The following is a 21,594-nucleotide window of genomic DNA, read 5'->3' as shown; positions in this document are numbered from 1 at the left end:
ATATAGAACCTTTAATTATGGCCAAGAAAACTATGTATTTTTTATTTTAGCATTTTTCGCTCCAAAATCGACCAAGCCTGATAGAGAAAGGGTGGAAATGAATGAAAGAAACCTTGAAATCACAATTTCAAAATGTGCGTTTCACTGTATTCGTAGCTTTAGCCTTATGGCTAAAAACTTACCTTATTACACGCACAAGCTTTGACTTAAAACTTGAATCTTTCATGCAAGAATTCATTTTATTCCTTAGCCCATTAGCAGCATCATTACTGCTTGTTGGTCTTGCATTATTTGCAAAAGGGAAAAAACGTAACTATATAGCACTTGGAATTAATTTTGTCTTAACAATCGTTCTTGTTGGTAACGTAATGTTCTACGGATTCTACAATGACTTCGTTACATTACCGGTGCTAGGACAAACATCTAACTTCGGAAGTTTAGGTTCTAGTGTGAAAGAATTATTTAACTACAAAATTATCCTTGCATTTGCAGACATTATCGTTTTCTTCGTTCTATTAAAGAAAATGAAGAACTTTGCACCTACAGAGCGTGTAGCACGCCCGATGCGTTCTCTATACTTCGTATCAACAGTTGCTATTTTCTTCGCAAACTTAGGACTTGCAGAAGCTGAACGCCCAGAACTATTAACACGTTCATTCGACCGCGTTATGCTTGTTAAAAACTTAGGATTATATGTACACCAAGTATACGATCTTGGCTTACAAGCAAAATCAAGTTCACAAAAAGCGTTCGCTGACGGTAGTAAATTACAAGAAACAGAAAACTACGTAAAAACAACACAAAGTAAACCAGATCCAAATATGTTCGGTACTGCAAAAGGGAAAAACGTAATTGTTGTCTCTCTTGAGTCATTACAAACATTCTTAATTGGTGCAACAGTTAACGGACAAGAAGTTACACCATTCTTAAACCAATTTACGAAAGAAAGTTATTACTTTGATAACTTCTTCCATCAAACTGGTCAAGGTAAAACATCTGATGCTGAATTCCTAGTAGATACTTCGTTATATCCACTAGACCGCGGTGCTGTATTCTTCACACACGGTAACAATGAATATACAGCAACTCCAGAAATTTTACGTCAGCAAGGGTATCACACGTCGGTATTCCACGCAAACAACGCAACATTCTGGAACCGTAACATTATGTATCCAGCACTTGGTTATGATCGTTACTACAACGAACTTGACTACAAGATTACACCAGAAACAAAATTAAACTGGGGATTAAAAGATATCGAGTACTTCGATCAATCTATTGATATGTTAAAACAAGTGAAGCAACCATTCTATACTCGCTTCCTTACTTTAACGAATCATTACCCATTCACTTACGATGACAGTACAAAATTAATCGACGAATACAATTCTGGTGATGGAGTATTTGACCGTTACATGGTAACTGCTCGTTACTTAGACGAAGCAATGAAACACTTTATTGAGCGTCTAAAAGCAGAAGGTATTTACGACAACTCAGTAATCGTATTCTACGGTGACCACTACGGTATTTCTGAAAACCATAACCGTGCAATGGCACAGTTCTTAGGAAAAGAAGAAATCACTGCATTTGACCATATGAACTTACAAAAAACACCGATGTTTATTCACGTTCCAGGTCAAAAAGAAGGTAAAACAATTTCGAAACCAACTGGTGAAATTGACATTAAACCAACTATTCTAAACTTACTTGGTGTAGATTCTACAAATGACGTTCGATTCGGTCATGATGTATTCTCACCTGATAATAAAGGATTCGTTGTTCTTCGTGACGGTAGCTTCGTTACAGATAAATACATGTACACAAACAGTACATTCTATGACCGTGCTACTGGCGAAGTTGTACAATTACCGAAAGAAGAATCTCAACCACTAATTGATCGCGCCCAAAATGAATTGAACATGTCTGATAAAATCATTGAAGGTGACTTACTTCGCTTCTCTGAAAGTAATAAGATCAAAACTGGTGAAGTAAAAACAGTTATTAAAGAAGAAAAGAAGAGTGCTGAGTAATCTCAGCCTCTTTTTTTATTTTCTTCCATACAACTACTTATATTCATTAACTTTAAAATTACATAACCTTTACCAAATATTCACATAGTGTTAATGAAGAATCTCTATAATAAAATATGTAAACGAGGTTCTACATATTTCTTATCTCTCATCTTTCGTAAGATCCCTTAAAGAAGTGTGTAAATCTTTTGTTTCTACTTTCTTATAATTGTCTTTCAACATGTTTTGTTTCCATACACAAAACATTCAACGAGACAATGTCCCTATGAAAGATAGCTACCCTCCTTGTGCAGCATTCCATAAGAATGTTGCTTTTTTTTATTTAAAAGCAGGATTCTCATTCTTATTTTCGAATTTGTATATACAAAATGCTGTAAAGTGAAACTTTAATCAGCCCTCACCAATCGGGCAGCTACGGGCAGTTATTCGCCCAATTCACTTCTTTGCTCCACCCGAATTTTTAAGTAGGAGTTTTACTGCCCGTTAATGCGGGGTAAACCATCCTTACTTCTCTATGATTTACAAATACATATACGGTCATATGTAGAGAATTGCTTACATAAAAATTACTATAGTGATTTTTATCTCGCATGAATGAAAGTTTCACATTACTTACGTACTTACGAAAGGATGGGACGGAAATTGGCATACGAAAAATTTGTACTTTGGAATGATGAAGTTATTGATACAACAAAACAACAAACGTACATAGAACTTGAAGAGAGAGGTTCGCAGTTCGGAGATGGTGTCTACGAGGTTATTCGCCTATATAAAGGGAACTTTCACTTATTAGATCCGCACATAACGAGATTATATCGATCCATGGAAGAAGTAGAATTATCGCTCCCTTTCTCAAAAGCTGAGCTCATCACTTTACTTTACAAATTAATTGAACGAAACCATTTCCACGAAGATGGCACAATTTATTTGCAAGTATCTCGTGGTGTACAAGCTCGCACACATGTATTTTCATATGACACCCCTCCGACAATTTATGCCTATATTACAAAAAAAGAAAGACCAGCCTTATGGATTGAATATGGTATACGCGCTATATCAGAACCCGATACTCGATGGCTACGCTGTGACATTAAATCATTAAATTTATTACCAAACGTACTAGCTGCTACGAAAGCTGAACGGAAAGGCTGTAAAGAGGCACTTCTCGTAAGGAATGGTATTGTAACGGAAGGAAGCCATTCCAACTTCTTTTTAATTAAAAATGGAACTCTTTACACACATCCAGCCAATCACCTTATTTTAAATGGCATTATTCGTCAATATGTCCTTTCTTTAGCGAATACTCTTCACATTCCTGTACAGGAAGAACTTTTCAGCGTTCGTGACGTTTATCAAGCAGATGAATGCTTTTTTACAGGCACAACAATTGAAATTTTACCAATGACCCACCTTGATGGAACCGCGATTCAAGATGGGCAAGTTGGACCTATCACCAAAAAACTGCAAAAATCTTTTAATAAAATCTTGTTACAATCCAATATGTCATCTTCTTAAACACGAATAATTTCTGTCCTTTTATATTCAATATATGCATTTAAATGGAAATCAAGGTGTAAATTTATACCTTGATTTTTTCTTGTAATCTTTTTGTCATATTCAGATTCCCACATAAGCCTTGACAGTAATCGACATGCTCTTTAGAATTTTTAACAGTTGGTAAATATTTCTTCACTACATTACAGACAGAAAGGAATCGACAAATTATGAAAAAGTATCTTGCCGGTCTTGCGGCAGTGTCTGTAGCAGGAGGAGCAGCACCTACACTTGATAGTGTTCAAGCTGCACCTGAACAAAATACACAAAAAGCTGCTACAACTGTCCAAGCTTCTGCGTCAAACAACTCATCTTATACGGTAAACGCGAGCGTCTTACATGTTCGTGCGGGATCAAGCACTTCTCACGACATCATCTCACGCGTTTATAACGGTCAATCACTAAACGTGATTGGCGAAGAAAATGGTTGGTTCAAAATTAACATTAACGGAAAAACAGGCTTTGTTAGTGGCGAATTTGTATCAAAAAGTGGAGCAGCAAACAATAATGTAAGCACAGGTGGAAACAATAAAGTTACCGCTGATGTATTACGTGTACGTACAGCTCCTAACACTTCTAGTTCTGTTTCTGGACGTGTATATGCAGGACAAACATTAAACGTAATTGGACAAGAAAATGGTTGGGTGAAAATTAACCATAATGGACAAGTAGGTTATGTAAGTGGCGAATTCGTATCTGGCGTTTCTTCTACTGGGGGTTCTTCAAACAACAATACGAATAATAACAACCAAGAAGTAAAACCAGCAAGCGGAAACTATACAGTAAATGTATCTTCCCTTCGTGTTCGTACAGGTCCTAGCACTTCTCACACAACTGTAGGTTCTGTCAAAAAAGGACAAGTAGTACAAGTTGTTGGCGAAGTTCAAGATTGGTTCAAAATCAATTACGCAGGACAAACTGCTTATATAAGCAAAGACTACGTAACAAAAGGCGGTTCTAACGAAAACGTTACAGAAGGCAACAAACAAGAGCAAAACAATAATGGAACTATTCAAACTGGTGGTTCTTACGTAGTTAACGCTACATCTTTACGTGTTCGTACAGGCCCTGCCGCTTACCATAGTGTAATTGGTGGCGTTTTAAACGGTACAACATTAAACGTAGTTGGATCTGAAAACGGTTGGTTTAAAGTAAATTACCAAGGAAAAACAGGCTTTGTTAGCAGCGAATTTGTAAAATTCGTTAAAGGTGGCACTACTACTCCTGAGCAACCAAAACAACCTGAAAAACCTAACCAAGGTGCAATTGGTGACTACTACATTAATGCTTCTGCACTAAATGTACGTAGCGGCGAAGGTACAAATTATAGAATCATAGGCGCACTTCCACAAGGTCAGAAGGTTCAAGTAATCTCTGAAAACTCTGGATGGAGCAAAATTAACTACAACGGTCAAACTGGTTATATCGGAACACGTTACCTATCTAAAACACCAGTTGGAGGCGCAGTAGATAATAAGCCTAACAATAACCAAAATAACAATCAAAACAATAACAACAATAATAATACAGGTAATAATAGCGGCGACAGTTCTTCCGTACTTGCATACGCAAAATCAATGCAAGGTGTACCATACGTTTGGGGTGGAACTTCTGCTAACGGTGTTGACTGCAGTGGTTACATCTACCACGTATTTAAGAAATTTGGTCATAACATTAGCCGCCAAAGTGTTGCAGGATATTGGAGTAGCCTACCAAAAACTTCAAGTCCACAACCTGGTGACTTAATTTATTTCCAAAACACTTATAAATCTGGCCCTTCTCACATGGGTATTTACCTTGGGGGCGGATCATTTATCCAAGCTGGAGATAAAGGTGTAGCAATCGCTTCATTAAGTAACTCTTATTGGAAGAGCCACTTCTTAGGATACACGAAAGCACCTTAATTAATAGTTTCAAAGCCTTCTAGTTTACTAGAAGGCTTTTTGCTATGAGTTCAACATATTACTCCCTTTCCCCTAGCTTCCCTCTACAAAAATAATGTATCTATTCTTCCATTTCATACACTTTATTCTGCAAAAACAATCCATAACGTTATCATAATGTATATATTCCCATAAAAAACATAACCTATTTCATGTCTATTTATTTCATATGTGTTTTTTTGAAGAATTTTCTTTTTATTTAAACTTTTCATTAGACGTTTGACCTCCGATGTCCATTATGATAAGTTACTTAAGATGTTATATTCGTAAACGTATAGACAACTGGTTTATACACTGTTTTTACTATGAGGAAGGAGCATACACTGCATGAATCTTTTATGGGGAATTGGCGGCGTGATTGGAGTATTAGCAATTGCATTCTTACTATCTTCCAACCGCAAAGCTATTAATTGGCGCACAATTTTAATCGCGCTAGCATTACAAATGTCATTTTCATTTATCGTATTACGATGGGATGCTGGTAAAGCAGGTTTAAAACACGCTGCTGACGGTGTTCAAGGATTAATTAATTTTTCTTACGAGGGAATTAAGTTCGTTGCTGGGGATTTAGTCAACGCAAAAGGACCTTGGGGATTTGTATTCTTTATTCAAGCACTACTTCCAATCGTATTTATTAGTTCATTAGTAGCAATCTTATATCATTTTGGTATTATGCAGAAATTTGTTAGCGTCGTTGGTGGCGCATTAAGTAAACTTCTTGGAACTTCTAAAGCAGAAAGCTTAAACTCAGTAACGACTGTATTTTTAGGACAAACTGAAGCTCCAATTTTAATTAAACCTTACTTAGCACGTTTAACAAATAGTGAATTCTTCGCTATTATGGTAAGCGGTATGACAGCTGTTGCTGGATCTGTTCTCGTCGGTTATGCAGCAATGGGTATTCCGTTAGAGCACTTATTAGCGGCTGCAATAATGGCAGCTCCATCAAGCTTATTAATTGCGAAACTGATTATGCCTGAGACAGAAAAAGTAGATAATAACGTTGAACTTTCTACAGAACGTGAAGACGCAAACGTTATCGACGCAGCTGCACGCGGTGCATCTGAAGGTATGCAACTTGTTATTAACGTAGCAGCAATGTTAATGGCTTTCATCGCATTAATCGCTTTATTAAATGGATTATTAGGATTGATTGGTTCTCTGTTCGATATTAAACTTAGCCTTGATTTAATCTTCGGTTACTTATTATCACCATTTGCAATCTTAATCGGGGTTTCTCCTGGTGAAGCTGTACAAGCAGCAAGCTTTATTGGTCAAAAACTTGCAATCAACGAATTCGTTGCATACGCAAACTTAGGACCACACATGGCAGAGTTCTCTGACAAAACAAATCTAATTTTAACATTCGCAATCTGTGGATTCGCAAACTTCTCTTCTATCGCAATTCAATTAGGTGTAACAGGAACGCTAGCTCCTACTCGCCGTAAACAAATTGCACAATTAGGGATTAAAGCAGTTATCGCTGGTACATTAGCGAACTTCTTAAATGCAGCAGTTGCAGGTATGATGTTCCTATAAACTTATATAGAGTCTTCTCTTTCTACAAGAGGAGACTTTTTTCATGCAATCCAAATGTCTTTTGTGCATCTATTAATCACTTTATGCCAAATATAAGAACATTATGATACAATAATGTTTAAGTCTTTTTATTTTTCTAATGAAAATAGAGATACTACTTGTTGTTGCCCTTCAAAAGAATGTAACGACATGGTCAATTTCTTAATAATTGCGCATACTACAAGTATCTATTGATGAAATAGCTTTAAGGAGGAAAGTTTTGTGAAAGATAAGTTCTATAAAATCCTCTCTATGTGGATTTTACAAATTGTATTTTATTTTACTACTGTACATGTGACGAAATATGAGCATGCTCTTATTTTTACAATAATATACGTAATCGTAAATGTACTATTCTTATTTTTAGCTGACAAAACAGCATTTGTTTTCTTCATACTAGGAACCATTATTTCCGTATTTTATTTGTTCTATCAAGCATGGCTTCATTTATGGAGTACATCAGATCAATGGCAATATATGATTATCCACTTCCTGATGGCAGCTAACTTCTTCATTGTATATATAACAACTCACCTATTGAAAAAAGTGATTCATGAAAATAAAACTTTAACTGAGCATGTGAGAACGTTAGAACAATATATTGGAGAATCAAAATTACTAACAAGACAAGAATTCGAGAGACGCCAAGCATTATTAACAACTGCAATGAATCGTCGTAATGAAACAGGCGTTATCATTTACTTTGATTTCACTCCCTTTAGTAAATATACGAAGGAAAGTGTTATGGACCGTGTAGCTTCCTTATTAGTTGAAACGGTAAGGAATGATTTTGACCTTGCTGCTGAATATGATAATAATACGCTAGTTATTTTATTACAAAACACAAATGAAGCTGGTGCTGACATTGTAATGAACCGCCTAAAGCCAAAAATGGAGCAATGGCTTGCTGCTGAAGCAATCCGAGATATAAAAATTTCACGCGAGCAAATTGGAAACAAAGGACAGACACTGTTATGATGACTCTCGTTATACTTCTTTTATTCCTTCTGTTTTGCGTACTCGTTTTTTGGATTAGTATCACATTTTCAATTAAATATGTACTTATTTTTACGGCCTTTCTATTCTCTGGCTTACTCGTTTACTACTCTTTCTTAACAATCGCGGGCTTAATTCACCGAAATAGTAAACGAAAAGATCGTACATTAGACCATTATCCAAGCGTCGATATTTTCATACCTGCCCATAATGAAGGCGTCGTTATTAAAGATACTTTAGAGGCGATGGCGCAGATTGAATATCCAGGAAAACTAACTATTTATTTATTAAATGATAACTCTCAAGATGAAACACCTGAAATTGGCGATGATTTCGACAAAGCTTATGCTCATATTCGCCATATTCGTGTTCCACCCGGTGAACCGAAGGGTAAATCACGTGTACTAAACTACGGCCTTAGTATTTCAGATGGTGAATACTTCTGTGTGTACGATGCAGATAACCAGCCTGAACCACACGCACTGCGAATGCTTGTAGAACACGCTGAAACAACTGAAGATGCTGTTGGAGCTGTTGGACATGTTCGTACAGTAAATGAAAAGCGCAACTGGCTGACGCGAATGATTTCACTGGAATTTCAAATCTTCCAGCTCCTTATGCAATCTGGACGCTGGTTACTATTCCAAACAGGCTCACTGACAGGAACAAATATGCTTCTTCGTCGCTCCGCACTAGAAGAGCTTGGTGGCTATGACCCTTATGCAATTGCAGAAGATGCTGAATTAACATTAAGAATTACACAAAAAGGTTATCTCTTACCAATCGTCCCAGAATCAGTTACTTGGGAACAAGAACCAGAGCATTTAAAAATTCTTATTAAACAACGTACACGTTGGCTCCAAGGGAATTTATACATTTTAGAAAAAATGTTCTCATCATTAAGTTTCTTTAAAGGAAAACTTCTCGTCCATTCCTTACAACAAGTTCTAGTGTATGTTGTATTTTGGCTATTCCTAATCATTTCGAACGTTTGGTTTGTAATTGGGCTACTCGGGATATTCCAAATTCAATATAGCATCCCGCTACTATTTATGTGGTATGTCGCATATATTACATATGTTTCTCAATTATTTAGTGCCCAGAGTGTCGAACGAACCTTTACACCGACTAATATTTTTATTAGCGTTATTATGTACTTTACGTACGCACAGCTCTTTACGTACTTATTTATTCGTAGCTTAATCCTATACTTACGTGCAAAGAGTAAGAAACAAGTCATTGGCTGGGATAAAACAGTTCGATTCAAAAAAGAGAAATAATAACAATAAGCACAGAGCGCCGTATGCTCTGTGCTTATTTATTGCCGTATAAATTATATATCAGACAATACCCCTTAGCTGAAAGTAATTTCACGTCCATCCCCCAACGAACGATCGACCTTCATTTATATACGAAAAAGTGATTGCTATTTTTGTAGAACCAATTGCTTCTCTTGCTGTTCTTTGCGCGTTTCAGTCTTAGGTTCCGTGCTTTCCTGGACACTACGATGTGCCACACGTTTCAAACAAATATGCTTCCACTTTCTTTCGTAACGTTTCATTATTCTAGATGTCCCCCTTGAATGCGCTTTAAAACTATTTGAAATCGCTTACAGGAAATAATATAGCACATATATATAAACGTGACAACACATTTCCGACATATTTTTGACAAAAATACGAATAGAATTCGTAAGGTATCGAATATTGTCGAAACCTATCGTTTTTTCTTCGTATAAAAGGCATACTACTTATATGGTAAAGTATTTTATTTCCCCTACCCGCATTTCAAATTCCTTCTATATAAAGTGAAACTTTCATTAGCCATCACCAATCGTACTTTTACAGGCAAATAGAGAAATAAAAAAGAGCTGATATGAAATCAGCTCTTTTCCTTCTATTATTAATGACGCTTCATACGTCCTTCTTTTTGTAACTCTTTAAATAATGCCGCCATCATAAAGAAAATAACAAAGACGAACGGGAATGCTGCAATGATAGCTGCCGTTTGTAAGGCTTCTAATCCGCCAATATATAATAGCGTAGAAGCTATCGCGGCTAGAACGATACCCCAAATCATTTTAATACGATTGGGTGGGTTTAAACTACCATGTGTCGTTAACATCCCTAAAACGAATGTTGCAGAGTCTGCAGATGTAATAAAGAATGTTGCAATAAGTAAAATACCTAAAACTGATAAAGCTGATCCAAAGCTGCCCATCTGATCGAACATAGCGAATAATCCTACTTCTGTTCCCATTTCTTTCACTTTGTCGAAGATATGTGCATCACCAAACAGCTCCATATGAATACCAGTACCGCCGAACACAGAGAACCAAAGTGCACCAATTACGGTCGGCACAAGTAACACACCGATAACAAACTCACGAATCGTACGACCTCGTGAAACACGAGCAATAAACGTACCTACGAACGGTGACCACGCAATCCACCATGCCCAATAGAAAATTGTCCATGACTGAATCCATTGATTCCCACCTTCGTCTAATGGACTTAAACGGAAACTCATACTTGGCAATTCCTGAATATAAGAACCGATTGTTGAAGTGAAGTAATTCATAATAAAGTTTGTTGGACCTGCAAATAATACAATGATCATAAGTGCAAATGCAAAAATAATATTCGTATTACTTAAATATTTAATTCCTTTATCAAGACCTGTTTGCGCAGATAACATAAATAATACTGTTACGATTGCAATAATAACTAACTGAGTCGTTAATGAGTTCGGGATAGATGTTAAATAACTAACACCACCTGCAATTTGTTTCGCACCAAGACCTAATGACGTTGCAACACCAAATACAGTTGCGAAAACAGCTAACACATCAAATGAATGAGCAATACGCCCGTGTTCCCCGCCCTTAAATAACGGACCTACTGTCGCACTAATCGTACTTGCTTTTCCTTTTCTAAAAGTAAAGTAAGCAATACATAACGCTACAAACGCATATAGTCCCCAAGGATGTAATCCCCAATGGAAAAACGAAAAACGCAGTGCAAGGCGCGCACTTTCCTCAGTTGCACTATCTCCAAACGGAGGTGCGTATAAATGGTTTAATGGTTCGGCAACGCCCCAGAAAACTAAGCCAATACCCATACCAGCACTAAATAACATAGCAAACCATGTCATATAACTATAATCAGGTTCATCATCATCTTTACCTAAACGAATAGAACCGTATTTCGAAACAATTAAAAAGATAGACACACCTAAAATAATAGACACGGAAATAATATAAAACCACCCGAACTTACTAACTAATGCAGTTTGAATTGCGGTTGTTACATTTCCTAAGCTACCTTTTCCAATAATAGATTCGGGAATAATCCCCCAAATTGTAAATGCAATACATAATGTTAATGAAACGATGAATGTTTTTGTCAGTTTCCTCATCAAATCCCCCTTCGTAGGTTTCGCTTTTGTAAATAACATAAATTCCGATATGTAAAATCGGATAGAAAACTATAATTTTGCGGTGATTTTCTTACTTTCACCTTCACCAATTCGAATTCTTATGGACAGCCTTACCTTTCGTATAACTTTTTCACTCTGCAAGAGCTACAAGTTAGAAATACTGCTGTCAAATTGTGTGAGAAAAACGCGGATAGGAATGTATTTTCCTAAAAAAGGATGTGTTACATATGTAAAAAAGGGCAAAGTTCTTCCTTGCAACCCTTTCGTTTTGTAACAATTATGCGGTTTTTTTGCTAGTATATAGCACGTGTTTATAGCTTCACAAACAAAATGTTTATGTTTATATAACTATATTACCCATAAAACGGTAAAATACTCAAGGAATGTAATCGTTTAGTAAACATCATGTAACATTCCTGTAACATTTTTATTTACGTCGAAAAAAACATGTTGTATTAAATATTTTGAATATAACTAGAAACCTATGAGTCATATAGAATGAAAAACGCTTTCCTATATTTTTTGTTATATTACAGGATGTTAACGACTTATTACGAATGGTTTGTAATTGTGTGTTTTCCCCAAATCCGAAAAAATCTGTTGCTATAATGAGGACACGAAAACAAACGCAATGGAGGCTATCATGAAAAAATTAATTGGTATAGCAACAGCAGCAGTTTTTGGTCTTGGGATTTTCACATCATCTGCTAATGCAGAAACTGTTGTAACAACAGACGTACTAAACGTACGCGAAAACCCTACTACTGAATCAAAAGTTGTCGGTAAATTACTAAACGGTAATAAAATAGATGTTCAAAATATAGAGAACGGATGGTCAAAAATTACTTTAGACGGTAAAGACGCATTCGTAAGTGCAGAGTTCACAAAAAGCATCTACTACGTAACAGCTAACGTATTAAACGTACGTGCTGAAGCGAACACAAACTCAGAGGTTCTTGGAAAGTTGAAGAAAGACGATGTAATCGAAACAACGAACCAAGTACAAAATGAGTGGTTACAATTTGAATATAACGGGAAAACAGCTTATGTTCATGTTCCTTTCTTAACAGGTACAGCACCTGTAATTGAGAAACAAGAAACAACTGCTCCTGCTAAAGCTGCAGCTGCAGCACCAGCTAAGGCTCAAGCACCTGTAGCACAAGCAAAACCAGATGCTAAGCCTGCTGTGAAAGCTGCTGAAACTAGCACACCATCTGGTGGTCGTGAGTTAACAGTTGTAGCTACAGCATATACAGCTCACCCGAGCGAAAACGGTGGCACATATGGCGGCCGTGTATTAACTGCAATGGGTCATGATTTAACTGCGAATCCAAACATGAAAATGATCGCTGTTGACCCGAAAGTAATCCCATTAGGATCTAAAGTATGGGTAGAAGGTTACGGAGAAGCTATCGCTGGAGATACTGGTGGTGCAATTAAAGGTAACCGTATTGATATCTTACTTGGATCAGATAGCGCTGCTCAAAAATGGGGACGCAAAACTGTTAAAGTGAAAATTTTAAAATAACCAATGACTGCTAAATTACAAGCCGGTTCTCTTTATTGAGAGCTGGCTTTTATTTATTTATAATACATATAAGGAGGCTACGCCCATGAATGTGCAAGCAAAAGTAGACTGGATTGGTACGCCAAAACCGTACATATATAAAGATGAAGTGACATATAACGCTACTTCTATTGATTTTTCACTCGCTGGCGATGATAACCGCTATAAGTTAATTGTGCTCAAGTCTGAAAACAATACACATTACAAAATTGTGCAATATGGAATAAAACCAGGCTCTCAAAAGCCATTTCCTATCGACATTCCATTTGAACAAAACATGTTACCAATTATAGAGCAAATATTACATGATCCATATGTACAAGCAATACTAAAGGAAACACACTCATAATTGTAAAAAAATATATCAACGATTTTTCGATTATATCTATCATAACTTACGATATATCAACGGTTCGACACGAAATATCGATTTAGCTACAAAAAAGAAGCTGTTCAAATATTGAACAGCTTCTCTCATATTAACGAGTTGGACCAGATACATCTTCTGATTTCAACGTATTATTTGCACCAAGAGAATGATACAACATCTTTCCATTTCCATTCACAGTTACAATATGTTCGTTATTAAAACTTTTGAACTTCACAGATCCATCACCGTAACGAATATGATACTCTTCATATGTCGTTACTTTATATTTGGTAGCACTTTGACGCTCTACATTACGAACTTCCATCGTTAATAAGTCTTCTGTAATTCCTTTTTTGTGTAAATACTGTATATAATCACGGTCTTCCTTATACGATTTCCCGCCCTTATCATAATTATTTTCAATTAAACTAAAATCATTTAATGAAATTGCACGTACGTTATCATAAATATGATTTCTTACAAATTCGCCCACTGCTGAACTTGATGTTTCTTTCGGGAATTTTAAGTAATATGTGCTTTGGTCTCCAATTTTAACACTTTCAGATTTCATCACACCAAGATCAGTAGTTTTCTCTAAATGTACTTCTACTGTTTCATCTGTGGATACAGGGCCAAGCTTATAACTTCCATAATTTAATTTTCCACGTTTTTTCCCATTCACAAATACAGTTGCATCACTTTCATCAGAAGAAATGCTTACATACTTGCCTTCAAGCGATAAATCCACTTTCACCTTCTCGCTCTGTTCATCCGCTAAATCTACTTCTTTCTCTGTTTCTAATTCAGTAAGTTCTGTCTTCGCCGTTGCCTTTACAACATATGTACCTGGGAAGTATGGCCCCAACTCTTTCGAAGTTTTATCACTAGAAAGCTCTGCTTCTTTTTTGTCATTCACATATATTTCTGCATTTTTTGCAGTTGTACTAACGCTCATATAATAAGATTTCATGCTGAACTTATACTTTGGATATAAGAACCACTCTTTTCCCTCTTCTACTATTTCCCCGTCCTTAAATGAAGATTTATCTTTTGTTAACTTTTGATCTACTGTCTCTTTCTGTAAATAAGACAGTAATTGTTTGTTGTAAGAAGGATTCTCTTTTAAATAACGCATGTACGCTTTAAGATCCTCTGTCTTAATCTTTAAGCTTGAATCATTTGCTTTTACAAACTCATCAATTGCATTAATATCTTTCTTTTGGAATGCTTCAATCATTACATTTACTTGCTTTTCTTTTGAAAACTTATATGCTCCAAATTTATATGCCCCAAATAATAATGCAGCAATAATGGCAAAACCAATGATTACAAATAAATTTTTCTTACTTTTCACTGGTTTTGTCTCGGTTTGTAATTCTGTATATGAAGCAGCAGTGTTATCAACGATTACTTCTACTTTACTCCCACACTCAGGACAAAAGTTCAAATGGTCTGCAACATTCTTTTTACATGTTCCACAAAACTTCAACGTGCTCTCCTCCTATTTTTTAGCTAATTTCATTCCAGCAAATGCTGCTACATATGTCACAATCAAGCTAAACAAAGTTAAATATATAAATGAATTTTGCATAGATAATACCGTTCCACTTGTTCCAAATAAACTTGTTACCGTTCCTGAAACATTAATTTGGAACTTAGAAATCATATTCATTACAATCATCATAATTGTGTAAGAACCACTGCATACCGCTAATGTAATATATATATTGGCAGTCGGTAATTTAGCTAACTTTCTTCCCGCTCTAAACATAAAGAACAATGGAATAATAAGCAGTAATAAACCGTAATGGAATACGTTATTCACTTTATCAAATTCTGCAAGGCTTCCCTCATTTGCTCCTTTTGAAATCAATATCTCTCTAAGCTCTACGCCATTTACAGAGACGCCTGATATAAATGAAAACGATAGTGTGCTCTCATATGCATTTGATTTCTTACCAATTCTAGTAAATTCCTTACTAAGTGCTGGACTTGATACTTCTAACGGCGCAAAATGAGCCATACTCCATAATTGAGGTGTTAACTCTAATGCTAATAATGTACTTTCAGATTTTAAAGTTGTTATTTCTTTTAATGGTTCAATACCGTCTTCCTTACTTACTAACGCCATAATACAAACCGCTACTGCTGTTACTAAAAGTCCTTTTATCATAGCCGAAACACCGTAATAAACAGACGCTCCATATGGCATTAACTCTTGAAATGCTGCTGCCATATTGTTTTTGCTTGTATGAGCAATAAATCCTAATAAGGTAAATAATGTCCCACATACAAAACCACTCAATAAACTCTTCATCGCTGAATAGCCAACCGTAATCTTACCTGCTTCTGAGAATGGGATTGCAAAAGATTGTGATGCTATAAAACTTATAATGAATAAAAAGACTCCATAAATAATACCAACTGTTGCTGCCATAAAGATTTGATCTTTAATCGTTTTCGCAACATGCTGTTTCCCTAACCAAATTCCTGTACCAGCGAAAATAATAAATGGAATGATTAATAATAATGTAAATGGAGTATGCCAAGATAAAGAAAATATCAATCCACTATCATCGTTAGCTGTAAAACCAAGTAAATGGTAACTTAACATCGTAGAAGTTGCACTCGAATAAAAACTTGGCAACATTTCTAATTCTTTCGCAAATTTGCTAAACATCTCACTTAACATAGAGGCAAATAATAAACTACCAATCCAACCAGCAATTAACATGAGAATACTTGCAACAGCCCCACCAATAAAACCTTTTTGTAAAACGGCTTTATCTGCTTTAAATTCAACTTTAGGAGCACCATCCATTGTAGGCAATTTTACAGTTTGTTCTTTTTTCTTCACAACAGATAAAGAATACCCACACTTTTGACAATATAAATTTTTTTGAGCATTTTCACTGCCACAACCTCTGCAGTATTTTGCAGTATCTTTTTCTAATGTTACTGCATCTATAGCTCCTGCAATCTCCATACTACCTTCATTTGGGCAATAATTTACTTCTTCACCATGTTGTTTTCCACATGTGCGACAATACATTTAATTCACTCCCCACTTTGCTTAATTCCACAAACTGGACAGTAAGTAGAGTTTTTATCGATATGCTCATTACATGAAATACAATTTACCGTTTCACCTTCATTTTCTACTGTTAACATCGGGTTAGGCTTTCCACACGAACCACAAAACTTATCATTTATTAATAAAGGTCCACCACATTCACATGTAGCTTTTTCACCTTGTTGTTTTTGCAATTCAACAATGCGCTTTCTTGCTTGATAAATAGCTACATCAAATTCTTGAACTGGAGCAATCATTTCTTTTAAGCTCACTTCATTTACTCCACTTCCTCTTAATTGAACATACACTTGCTGTCCAACCTCTAATAGAACCTCTGCTTTTTTCTGCATTTGCACTTGCATTCCCTTTTTCAATTGAGCAATTTCTTGTGCAACTTGCAACTTCATTTTCCCTTGTTCTATTCCTTCTTGTAACTTATTCATTCCACTACCTAACTTCGTCTGTAAATCTGACAAATCATTTCTCCTCCTATACATATATATTCATATACGAAATTAACATTTTATATATTACCATGATTTTCAAGTTATGTAATCCAAATTTCATTTTTTCTGTTTTGAGCATTTTTTGTTTATAATGGTAAAGGAAAGAAATATGTGTACGGAGGAATATTATGCTGCAACACTCAATTACGAAAGATGAAATTATGATGATTGCGAATGAGTTCGTTCAAGGACTAGATCCACAGCAAACGGCTGATCAGGAACATGTCGCTACAGCTCGGCACCTATATCGTAGTGGTGTTGTCTACAACGTTGACTTTGATGGTTATACACTATCAGGAACTGTAGATGCGGAAGGCAACGTATATAGCGTTCATATTCCGATTCGTAATGTAGCTGAAAGTTATTGTGATTGCTTCGCACCAACACAATGTGAGCATATGCTCGCCGTATTACTATCTGCAGCGTCTAGTTTCGGGCAAGTAGGAGATGTATTAACTTTATTTAAAAATAATACGAAACCTTCCCTTCCTCCTATTCGAACTGCAAGACAAGTATTGCAATCATCAGCTTTTGAAGAAACGGATTATAAAAGTTGGGAATCGTATTTTGAAAAAGAATATGAATCATTTAAAAAAGAACAAGCTCGCCTTACTTATAAACAAATGTATTTTCTTATGAGTATCTTTACAGATTTCTATACGAAACTTGAGCGGAAAGCTCCGCGCGTCATCGCCATACATGAATTATTCAGGTTACATGCAGCACTTTACTGCTTTCAAAAATTATTAGAAGAAATCCAGGCATTCGAAGCAAACAAAACGTATTCTTATCACCAACCTGTTAATGTCGTTCGCCTATTTGTAGATAAAGTGGAATCCATCGTTCGGGACTTACAATCAGAAGCGATTCCTTCAGAATCTGAAATAATTTTGCAAGAAACAGCTCGTCTCGTTCATGAAGTATTCTTCTCTACCGACGCTTATACGCAAGAGCGATTTTTCATTTATCGCCACATATGGAGTGAACTTTTAAACAATAAAGAGAAAATACAAGAGGAAGAAAAACGAATCGATACGAAAATTAATCCACTATCTAAAGCGTTAGCGTCTTCTCACCTTCTCTTTTTAAATGAAGAAGATCTACTAGCGATGGACTTACTAAAGAAACAACCTGCTTCTGTTGTGAGTCTATACTTCTATTGGTTAGAAGAACTATTAAGTGCCATGCAGTGGGATCGTGCGAAAAACTGGCTTTCCTTTACGTATAAACAAGTAAAGAAAACGATCCAAGATCATGAAAATACGATTTTCATAAAAGATATCGTTCGGCTATTTGTAATCATGTATGAAACATATGCAACACATACAAATGAACAAGCTGGTTTTGAAATGATTTTACAAGAACTATTACCGTATAGTTTCACAAACTATGAACAGTACGTACTCGCGAAAAAACAGTATCGTACATGGGCAGAGCTCCATCTCTTATATGGATTTGAAGCAATTGAACTGTTAAAAGAACCACTGAAAGATATTGAAAAAGAAGCGCCAGAAGCAGCACTTCCTCTTTATCATCTTGCTGCTGTAGAAGCAATTGAAGAACGAAATCGTAAATCATATAGACGCGCAGTTCGTTACTTAAAGAAATTACGTACATTATATAAACGATTAAAACGCACCGATGAATGGGATGCTTTCATTATTCACATCGCCAATCTCCATTCACGTCTGCGTGCACTACAAGAGGAATTACGGAAAGGAAAATTAATCGATGATCAATCAAACTGAAGTAACAATTAGGCTCCAGCATGTTAGTCAAGGTTGGTTCCTTTGGGGAGAAGATGACAGCGGTACTCCATTATCCGTAACAAGTTGGAAACGAAATGCATTCACATGGCACTCCACTTCTTTCTACGGTACGTTTCTAAAAGAAGCAACCTTCGAAGGAAAACAAGGTGTGCTGCTAACAAATGCACAAGCCTTTGAATACATTGCAAACAAACCGATGAATTCCTTTGCACATATTCAACTGAACGGCCCTATTACAGCACTTACAAAAGATGCAAATGAATTATGGGATGCCTTTACGAGTGGTAGCTTCGTACCAGATATAGAGCACTGGCCCAAACAACCATCTTGGAAAGTTCAAAATACGCCAATTGAAGATGACACATTAGCATCTCTTTTCTCAGCAGCAGTTAATGAAAGCATATTACAAGATAATCGTTCAAATGACGGCTGGGAAGATGCTAAAAGACTATATGAACATTACGACTTTACGAAAAGACAATTGGAAACAGCACTACATGAAGATGATTGGCTTCGAAAAATTGGTTATATTGAAGATGATCTTCCGTTTACAATCGGGCTAAGACTGCAAGAACCACAAGAAGAATTTGAAATGTGGAAGCTTGAAACAATCGTGACACCAAAGCGCGGGGCGCATCGCATATATGTATACGAAAACATCGATTCCTTACCGAAAAGATGGCACGATTACGAAGAACGTATTACAGAAACACAAGAAGGTTTTAGTAAGCTCATACCGTGGTTAAAAGAAGGAGATACGTTCCGAAATGAGCTCTTTGAAACAGAAGCGTGGAACTTCTTAACAGAAGCAAGCAATGAATTACTTGCAGCCGGCATTACAATTTTACTACCATCATGGTGGCAAAATTTAAAAGCAACAAAACCGAAATTACGTGTCCAGCTGAAGCAAAATACAGTACAAACACAATCGTTCTTCGGTATGAATACGCTCGTTAATTTTGACTGGCGCATTTCTACGAATGGCATTGACTTATCAGAAAGCGAATTTTTCGAACTCGTTGAACAAAACAAACGTCTATTTAATATAAACGGTCAATGGATGCGACTAGATCCAGCCTTTATCGAAGAAGTAAGGAAACTCATGAACCGTGCCGATAAATACGGACTAGAGATGAAAGATGTCCTGCAGCAACATTTATCAAATACGGCTGAAACAGAAATTGTAGAAGATGATAGTCCGTTTACTGATATTGAAATCGAACTAGATGGATATTATGAGGAACTATTCCAAAAGCTACTTCATATTGGAGATATTCCAAAAGTAGATGTCCCTGCTTCACTAAACGCAACACTTCGTCCGTATCAACAACACGGCATTGAATGGTTGTTATATTTACGAAAGCTTGGATTTGGAGCATTGCTAGCTGACGATATGGGACTCGGGAAAAGTATTCAAACAATCTCTTACTTACTATATATAAAAGAAAATAATCTCAAAACAGGCCCTGCATTAATCGTAGCGCCGACATCTGTTCTTGGAAATTGGCAAAAAGAATTTGAGCGTTTCGCACCGAATTTACGTGTTCAATTACATTACGGAAGTAATAGAGATAAGGGCAATTCTTTTGAAGATTTCCTTCAATCAGCAGATGTTGTATTAACATCTTATGCATTGGCTCAACTCGATGAGGAAGAACTAACTTCATTATGCTGGGATGCTGTTATTTTGGATGAAGCACAAAATATTAAGAACCCACATACGAAACAGTCGAAAGCAGTACGAAACTTACAAGCAAATCACAAAATCGCTTTAACTGGTACGCCGATGGAAAATCGCCTCGCTGAACTTTGGTCCATTTTCGACTTTATTAATCATGGATATCTCGGAAGCTTAGGGCAATTCCAACGCCGCTTCGTCACACCAATTGAAAAGGATCGTGATGAAGGAAAAATCCAGCAAGTTCAACGGTTTATCTCACCATTTTTACTGCGCCGAACGAAGAAAGATCAAACGGTCGCATTAAATTTACCAGATAAACAAGAACAAAAAGCTTACTGTCCCCTTACTGGTGAACAAGCTTCCTTATATGAACAACTTGTTCAAGATACACTGCAAAATGTTGAGGGATTAAGTGGAATTGAAAGACGCGGCTTTATATTACTTATGCTGAACAAGCTAAAACAAATTTGTAATCATCCAGCTCTTTATTTAAAAGAAGAAGAGCCACAAAATGTCGTTGAACGTTCTATGAAAACAAAAACGTTAATGGAGCTCATCGAAAATATAAAAGATCAAAATGAAAGTTGCCTCATCTTCACTCAATACATCGGCATGGGGAACATGCTAAAACGTGTGCTAGAAGAAAAATTCGGCCAGCGTGTCCTCTTCTTAAACGGTAGTGTGCCGAAAAAAGATCGCGACAAGATGATTGAGGAGTTCCAAAACGGAACGTATGACATTTTCATCTTATCCTTAAAAGCTGGCGGAACAGGATTAAACTTAACCGCTGCCAACCATGTCATTCACTACGATCGTTGGTGGAATCCAGCTGTGGAAAATCAAGCAACAGACCGCGCATATCGCATTGGTCAAAAACGATTTGTTCATGTTCACAAACTTATTACAACAGGAACATTAGAAGAAAAAATTGATGAAATGCTAGAAAGAAAACAATCTCTAAACAATGCGGTCATCACAAGCGATAGCTGGATGACTGAACTATCAACAGACGAACTAAAAGAATTACTTGGTGTATAAAGTGAAACTTTAATCAGTGGAGGTTTTACTCCCCGCAAAAAAAGCGCTAAT

At 36.3% G+C, this 21,594-nt stretch carries 14 protein-coding genes; 10 read left to right on the top strand and 4 right to left on the bottom strand.

Going from position 1 to position 21,594, the window contains the following annotated elements:
* Positions 1-101 precede the first annotated feature (101 nt).
* From MR112_RS10530 to MR112_RS10505, 6 genes are all read left to right on the top strand, one after another.
* On the top strand, positions 102-2,030 hold the full coding sequence (locus MR112_RS10530; protein WP_000665358.1) for an LTA synthase family protein: 1,929 nt from the start codon (positions 102-104) through the stop codon (positions 2,028-2,030).
* 630 nt (positions 2,031-2,660) lie between these two features.
* Positions 2,661-3,545: a D-amino-acid transaminase gene (locus MR112_RS10525; RefSeq protein ID WP_078186980.1), complete on the top strand. Its 885-nt coding sequence runs from the start codon at positions 2,661-2,663 to the stop codon at positions 3,543-3,545.
* Positions 3,546-3,754: 209 nt separating this feature from the next.
* Positions 3,755-5,488 carry a C40 family peptidase gene (locus MR112_RS10520; protein WP_075676757.1) on the top strand — a complete coding sequence of 578 codons (1,734 nt, stop codon included), beginning with the start codon at positions 3,755-3,757 and terminating at the stop codon, positions 5,486-5,488.
* A gap of 366 nt (positions 5,489-5,854) precedes the next feature.
* Positions 5,855-7,066 carry a NupC/NupG family nucleoside CNT transporter gene (locus MR112_RS10515; protein WP_001051015.1) on the top strand — a complete coding sequence of 404 codons (1,212 nt, stop codon included), beginning with the start codon at positions 5,855-5,857 and terminating at the stop codon, positions 7,064-7,066.
* A 261-nt stretch (positions 7,067-7,327) separates the two neighbouring features.
* The gene (locus MR112_RS10510) at positions 7,328-8,083 is read left to right on the top strand and encodes a GGDEF domain-containing protein (RefSeq protein WP_242244937.1); all 756 of its coding nucleotides are present in this window, start codon (positions 7,328-7,330) and stop codon (positions 8,081-8,083) included.
* Positions 8,080-9,381: a glycosyltransferase family 2 protein gene (locus MR112_RS10505; RefSeq protein WP_000988746.1), complete on the top strand. Its 1,302-nt coding sequence runs from the start codon at positions 8,080-8,082 to the stop codon at positions 9,379-9,381. The genes MR112_RS10510 and MR112_RS10505 overlap by 4 nt, the downstream gene beginning before the upstream one ends.
* Before the next feature lie 622 nt (positions 9,382-10,003).
* Here the strand turns inward: MR112_RS10505 and opuD are convergent.
* Positions 10,004-11,518 carry a glycine betaine transporter OpuD gene (gene opuD, locus MR112_RS10500; RefSeq protein WP_001229103.1) on the bottom strand — a complete coding sequence of 505 codons (1,515 nt, stop codon included), beginning with the start codon at positions 11,516-11,518 and terminating at the stop codon, positions 10,004-10,006.
* A 664-nt stretch (positions 11,519-12,182) separates the two neighbouring features.
* Between opuD and MR112_RS10495 the strand changes: the two genes are divergently transcribed.
* Both MR112_RS10495 and MR112_RS10490 read left to right on the top strand, forming a co-directional pair.
* Positions 12,183-13,067, top strand: a complete 885-nt coding sequence (locus tag MR112_RS10495) for a cell wall-binding protein EntA (RefSeq protein ID WP_242244936.1) — start codon at positions 12,183-12,185, stop codon at positions 13,065-13,067.
* Positions 13,068-13,152: 85 nt separating this feature from the next.
* Positions 13,153-13,455, top strand: coding sequence for a DUF3910 family protein (locus tag MR112_RS10490; protein WP_001102539.1), 303 nt, complete (start codon positions 13,153-13,155; stop codon positions 13,453-13,455).
* Between the two features lie 130 nt (positions 13,456-13,585).
* Here the strand turns inward: MR112_RS10490 and MR112_RS10485 are convergent, their stop codons facing one another.
* Genes MR112_RS10485 through MR112_RS10475 form a run of 3 tightly spaced genes read right to left on the bottom strand, consistent with a single transcriptional unit; the run spans position 13,586 to position 17,025 of the window.
* Positions 13,586-14,965 (bottom strand): zinc ribbon domain-containing protein, encoded by a 1,380-nt coding sequence (locus MR112_RS10485; protein ID WP_048538370.1) that lies wholly within the window; start codon positions 14,963-14,965, stop codon positions 13,586-13,588.
* Between the two features lie 12 nt (positions 14,966-14,977).
* Positions 14,978-16,528 carry a zinc ribbon domain-containing protein gene (locus MR112_RS10480; protein ID WP_086402095.1) on the bottom strand — a complete coding sequence of 517 codons (1,551 nt, stop codon included), beginning with the start codon at positions 16,526-16,528 and terminating at the stop codon, positions 14,978-14,980.
* A 5-nt stretch (positions 16,529-16,533) separates the two neighbouring features.
* Positions 16,534-17,025: a zinc ribbon domain-containing protein gene (locus MR112_RS10475; RefSeq protein ID WP_242244935.1), complete on the bottom strand. Its 492-nt coding sequence runs from the start codon at positions 17,023-17,025 to the stop codon at positions 16,534-16,536.
* A 158-nt stretch (positions 17,026-17,183) separates the two neighbouring features.
* On the opposite strand from MR112_RS10475, the gene MR112_RS10470 reads away from it, so the two are divergent.
* Complete coding sequence (locus MR112_RS10470) at positions 17,184-18,803, top strand: SWIM zinc finger family protein (protein ID WP_000939139.1); 1,620 nt, start codon at positions 17,184-17,186, stop codon at positions 18,801-18,803.
* The gene (locus MR112_RS10465; protein WP_242244934.1) at positions 18,787-21,543 is read left to right on the top strand and encodes a DEAD/DEAH box helicase; all 2,757 of its coding nucleotides are present in this window, start codon (positions 18,787-18,789) and stop codon (positions 21,541-21,543) included. Before MR112_RS10470 ends, MR112_RS10465 begins: the two co-directional genes overlap by 17 nt.
* Positions 21,544-21,594: the final 51 nt, after the last annotated feature.

Source organism: Bacillus cereus group sp. BfR-BA-01330 (assembly GCF_022663885.1).
GTDB classification, from domain to species: Bacteria; Bacillota; Bacilli; order Bacillales; family Bacillaceae_G; genus Bacillus_A; species Bacillus_A cereus.
Note: the sequence above shows the minus strand (reverse complement) of the source record. Positions and strands in the feature narration are given on the sequence as shown.

Coding starts and splice junctions, on each gene's coding strand:
- MR112_RS10465 (WP_242244934.1), top strand. CDS start 18,787: ATGATCAATCAAACTGAAGTAACAATTAGGCTCCAGCATGTTAGTCAA.
- MR112_RS10530 (WP_000665358.1), top strand. CDS start 102: ATGAAAGAAACCTTGAAATCACAATTTCAAAATGTGCGTTTCACTGTA.
- MR112_RS10515 (WP_001051015.1), top strand. CDS start 5,855: ATGAATCTTTTATGGGGAATTGGCGGCGTGATTGGAGTATTAGCAATT.
- MR112_RS10470 (WP_000939139.1), top strand. CDS start 17,184: ATGCTGCAACACTCAATTACGAAAGATGAAATTATGATGATTGCGAAT.
- MR112_RS10505 (WP_000988746.1), top strand. CDS start 8,080: ATGATGACTCTCGTTATACTTCTTTTATTCCTTCTGTTTTGCGTACTC.
- MR112_RS10495 (WP_242244936.1), top strand. CDS start 12,183: ATGAAAAAATTAATTGGTATAGCAACAGCAGCAGTTTTTGGTCTTGGG.
- MR112_RS10525 (WP_078186980.1), top strand. CDS start 2,661: ATGGGACGGAAATTGGCATACGAAAAATTTGTACTTTGGAATGATGAA.
- opuD (WP_001229103.1), bottom strand. CDS start 11,518: ATGAGGAAACTGACAAAAACATTCATCGTTTCATTAACATTATGTATT.
- MR112_RS10490 (WP_001102539.1), top strand. CDS start 13,153: ATGAATGTGCAAGCAAAAGTAGACTGGATTGGTACGCCAAAACCGTAC.
- MR112_RS10520 (WP_075676757.1), top strand. CDS start 3,755: ATGAAAAAGTATCTTGCCGGTCTTGCGGCAGTGTCTGTAGCAGGAGGA.
- MR112_RS10480 (WP_086402095.1), bottom strand. CDS start 16,528: ATGTATTGTCGCACATGTGGAAAACAACATGGTGAAGAAGTAAATTAT.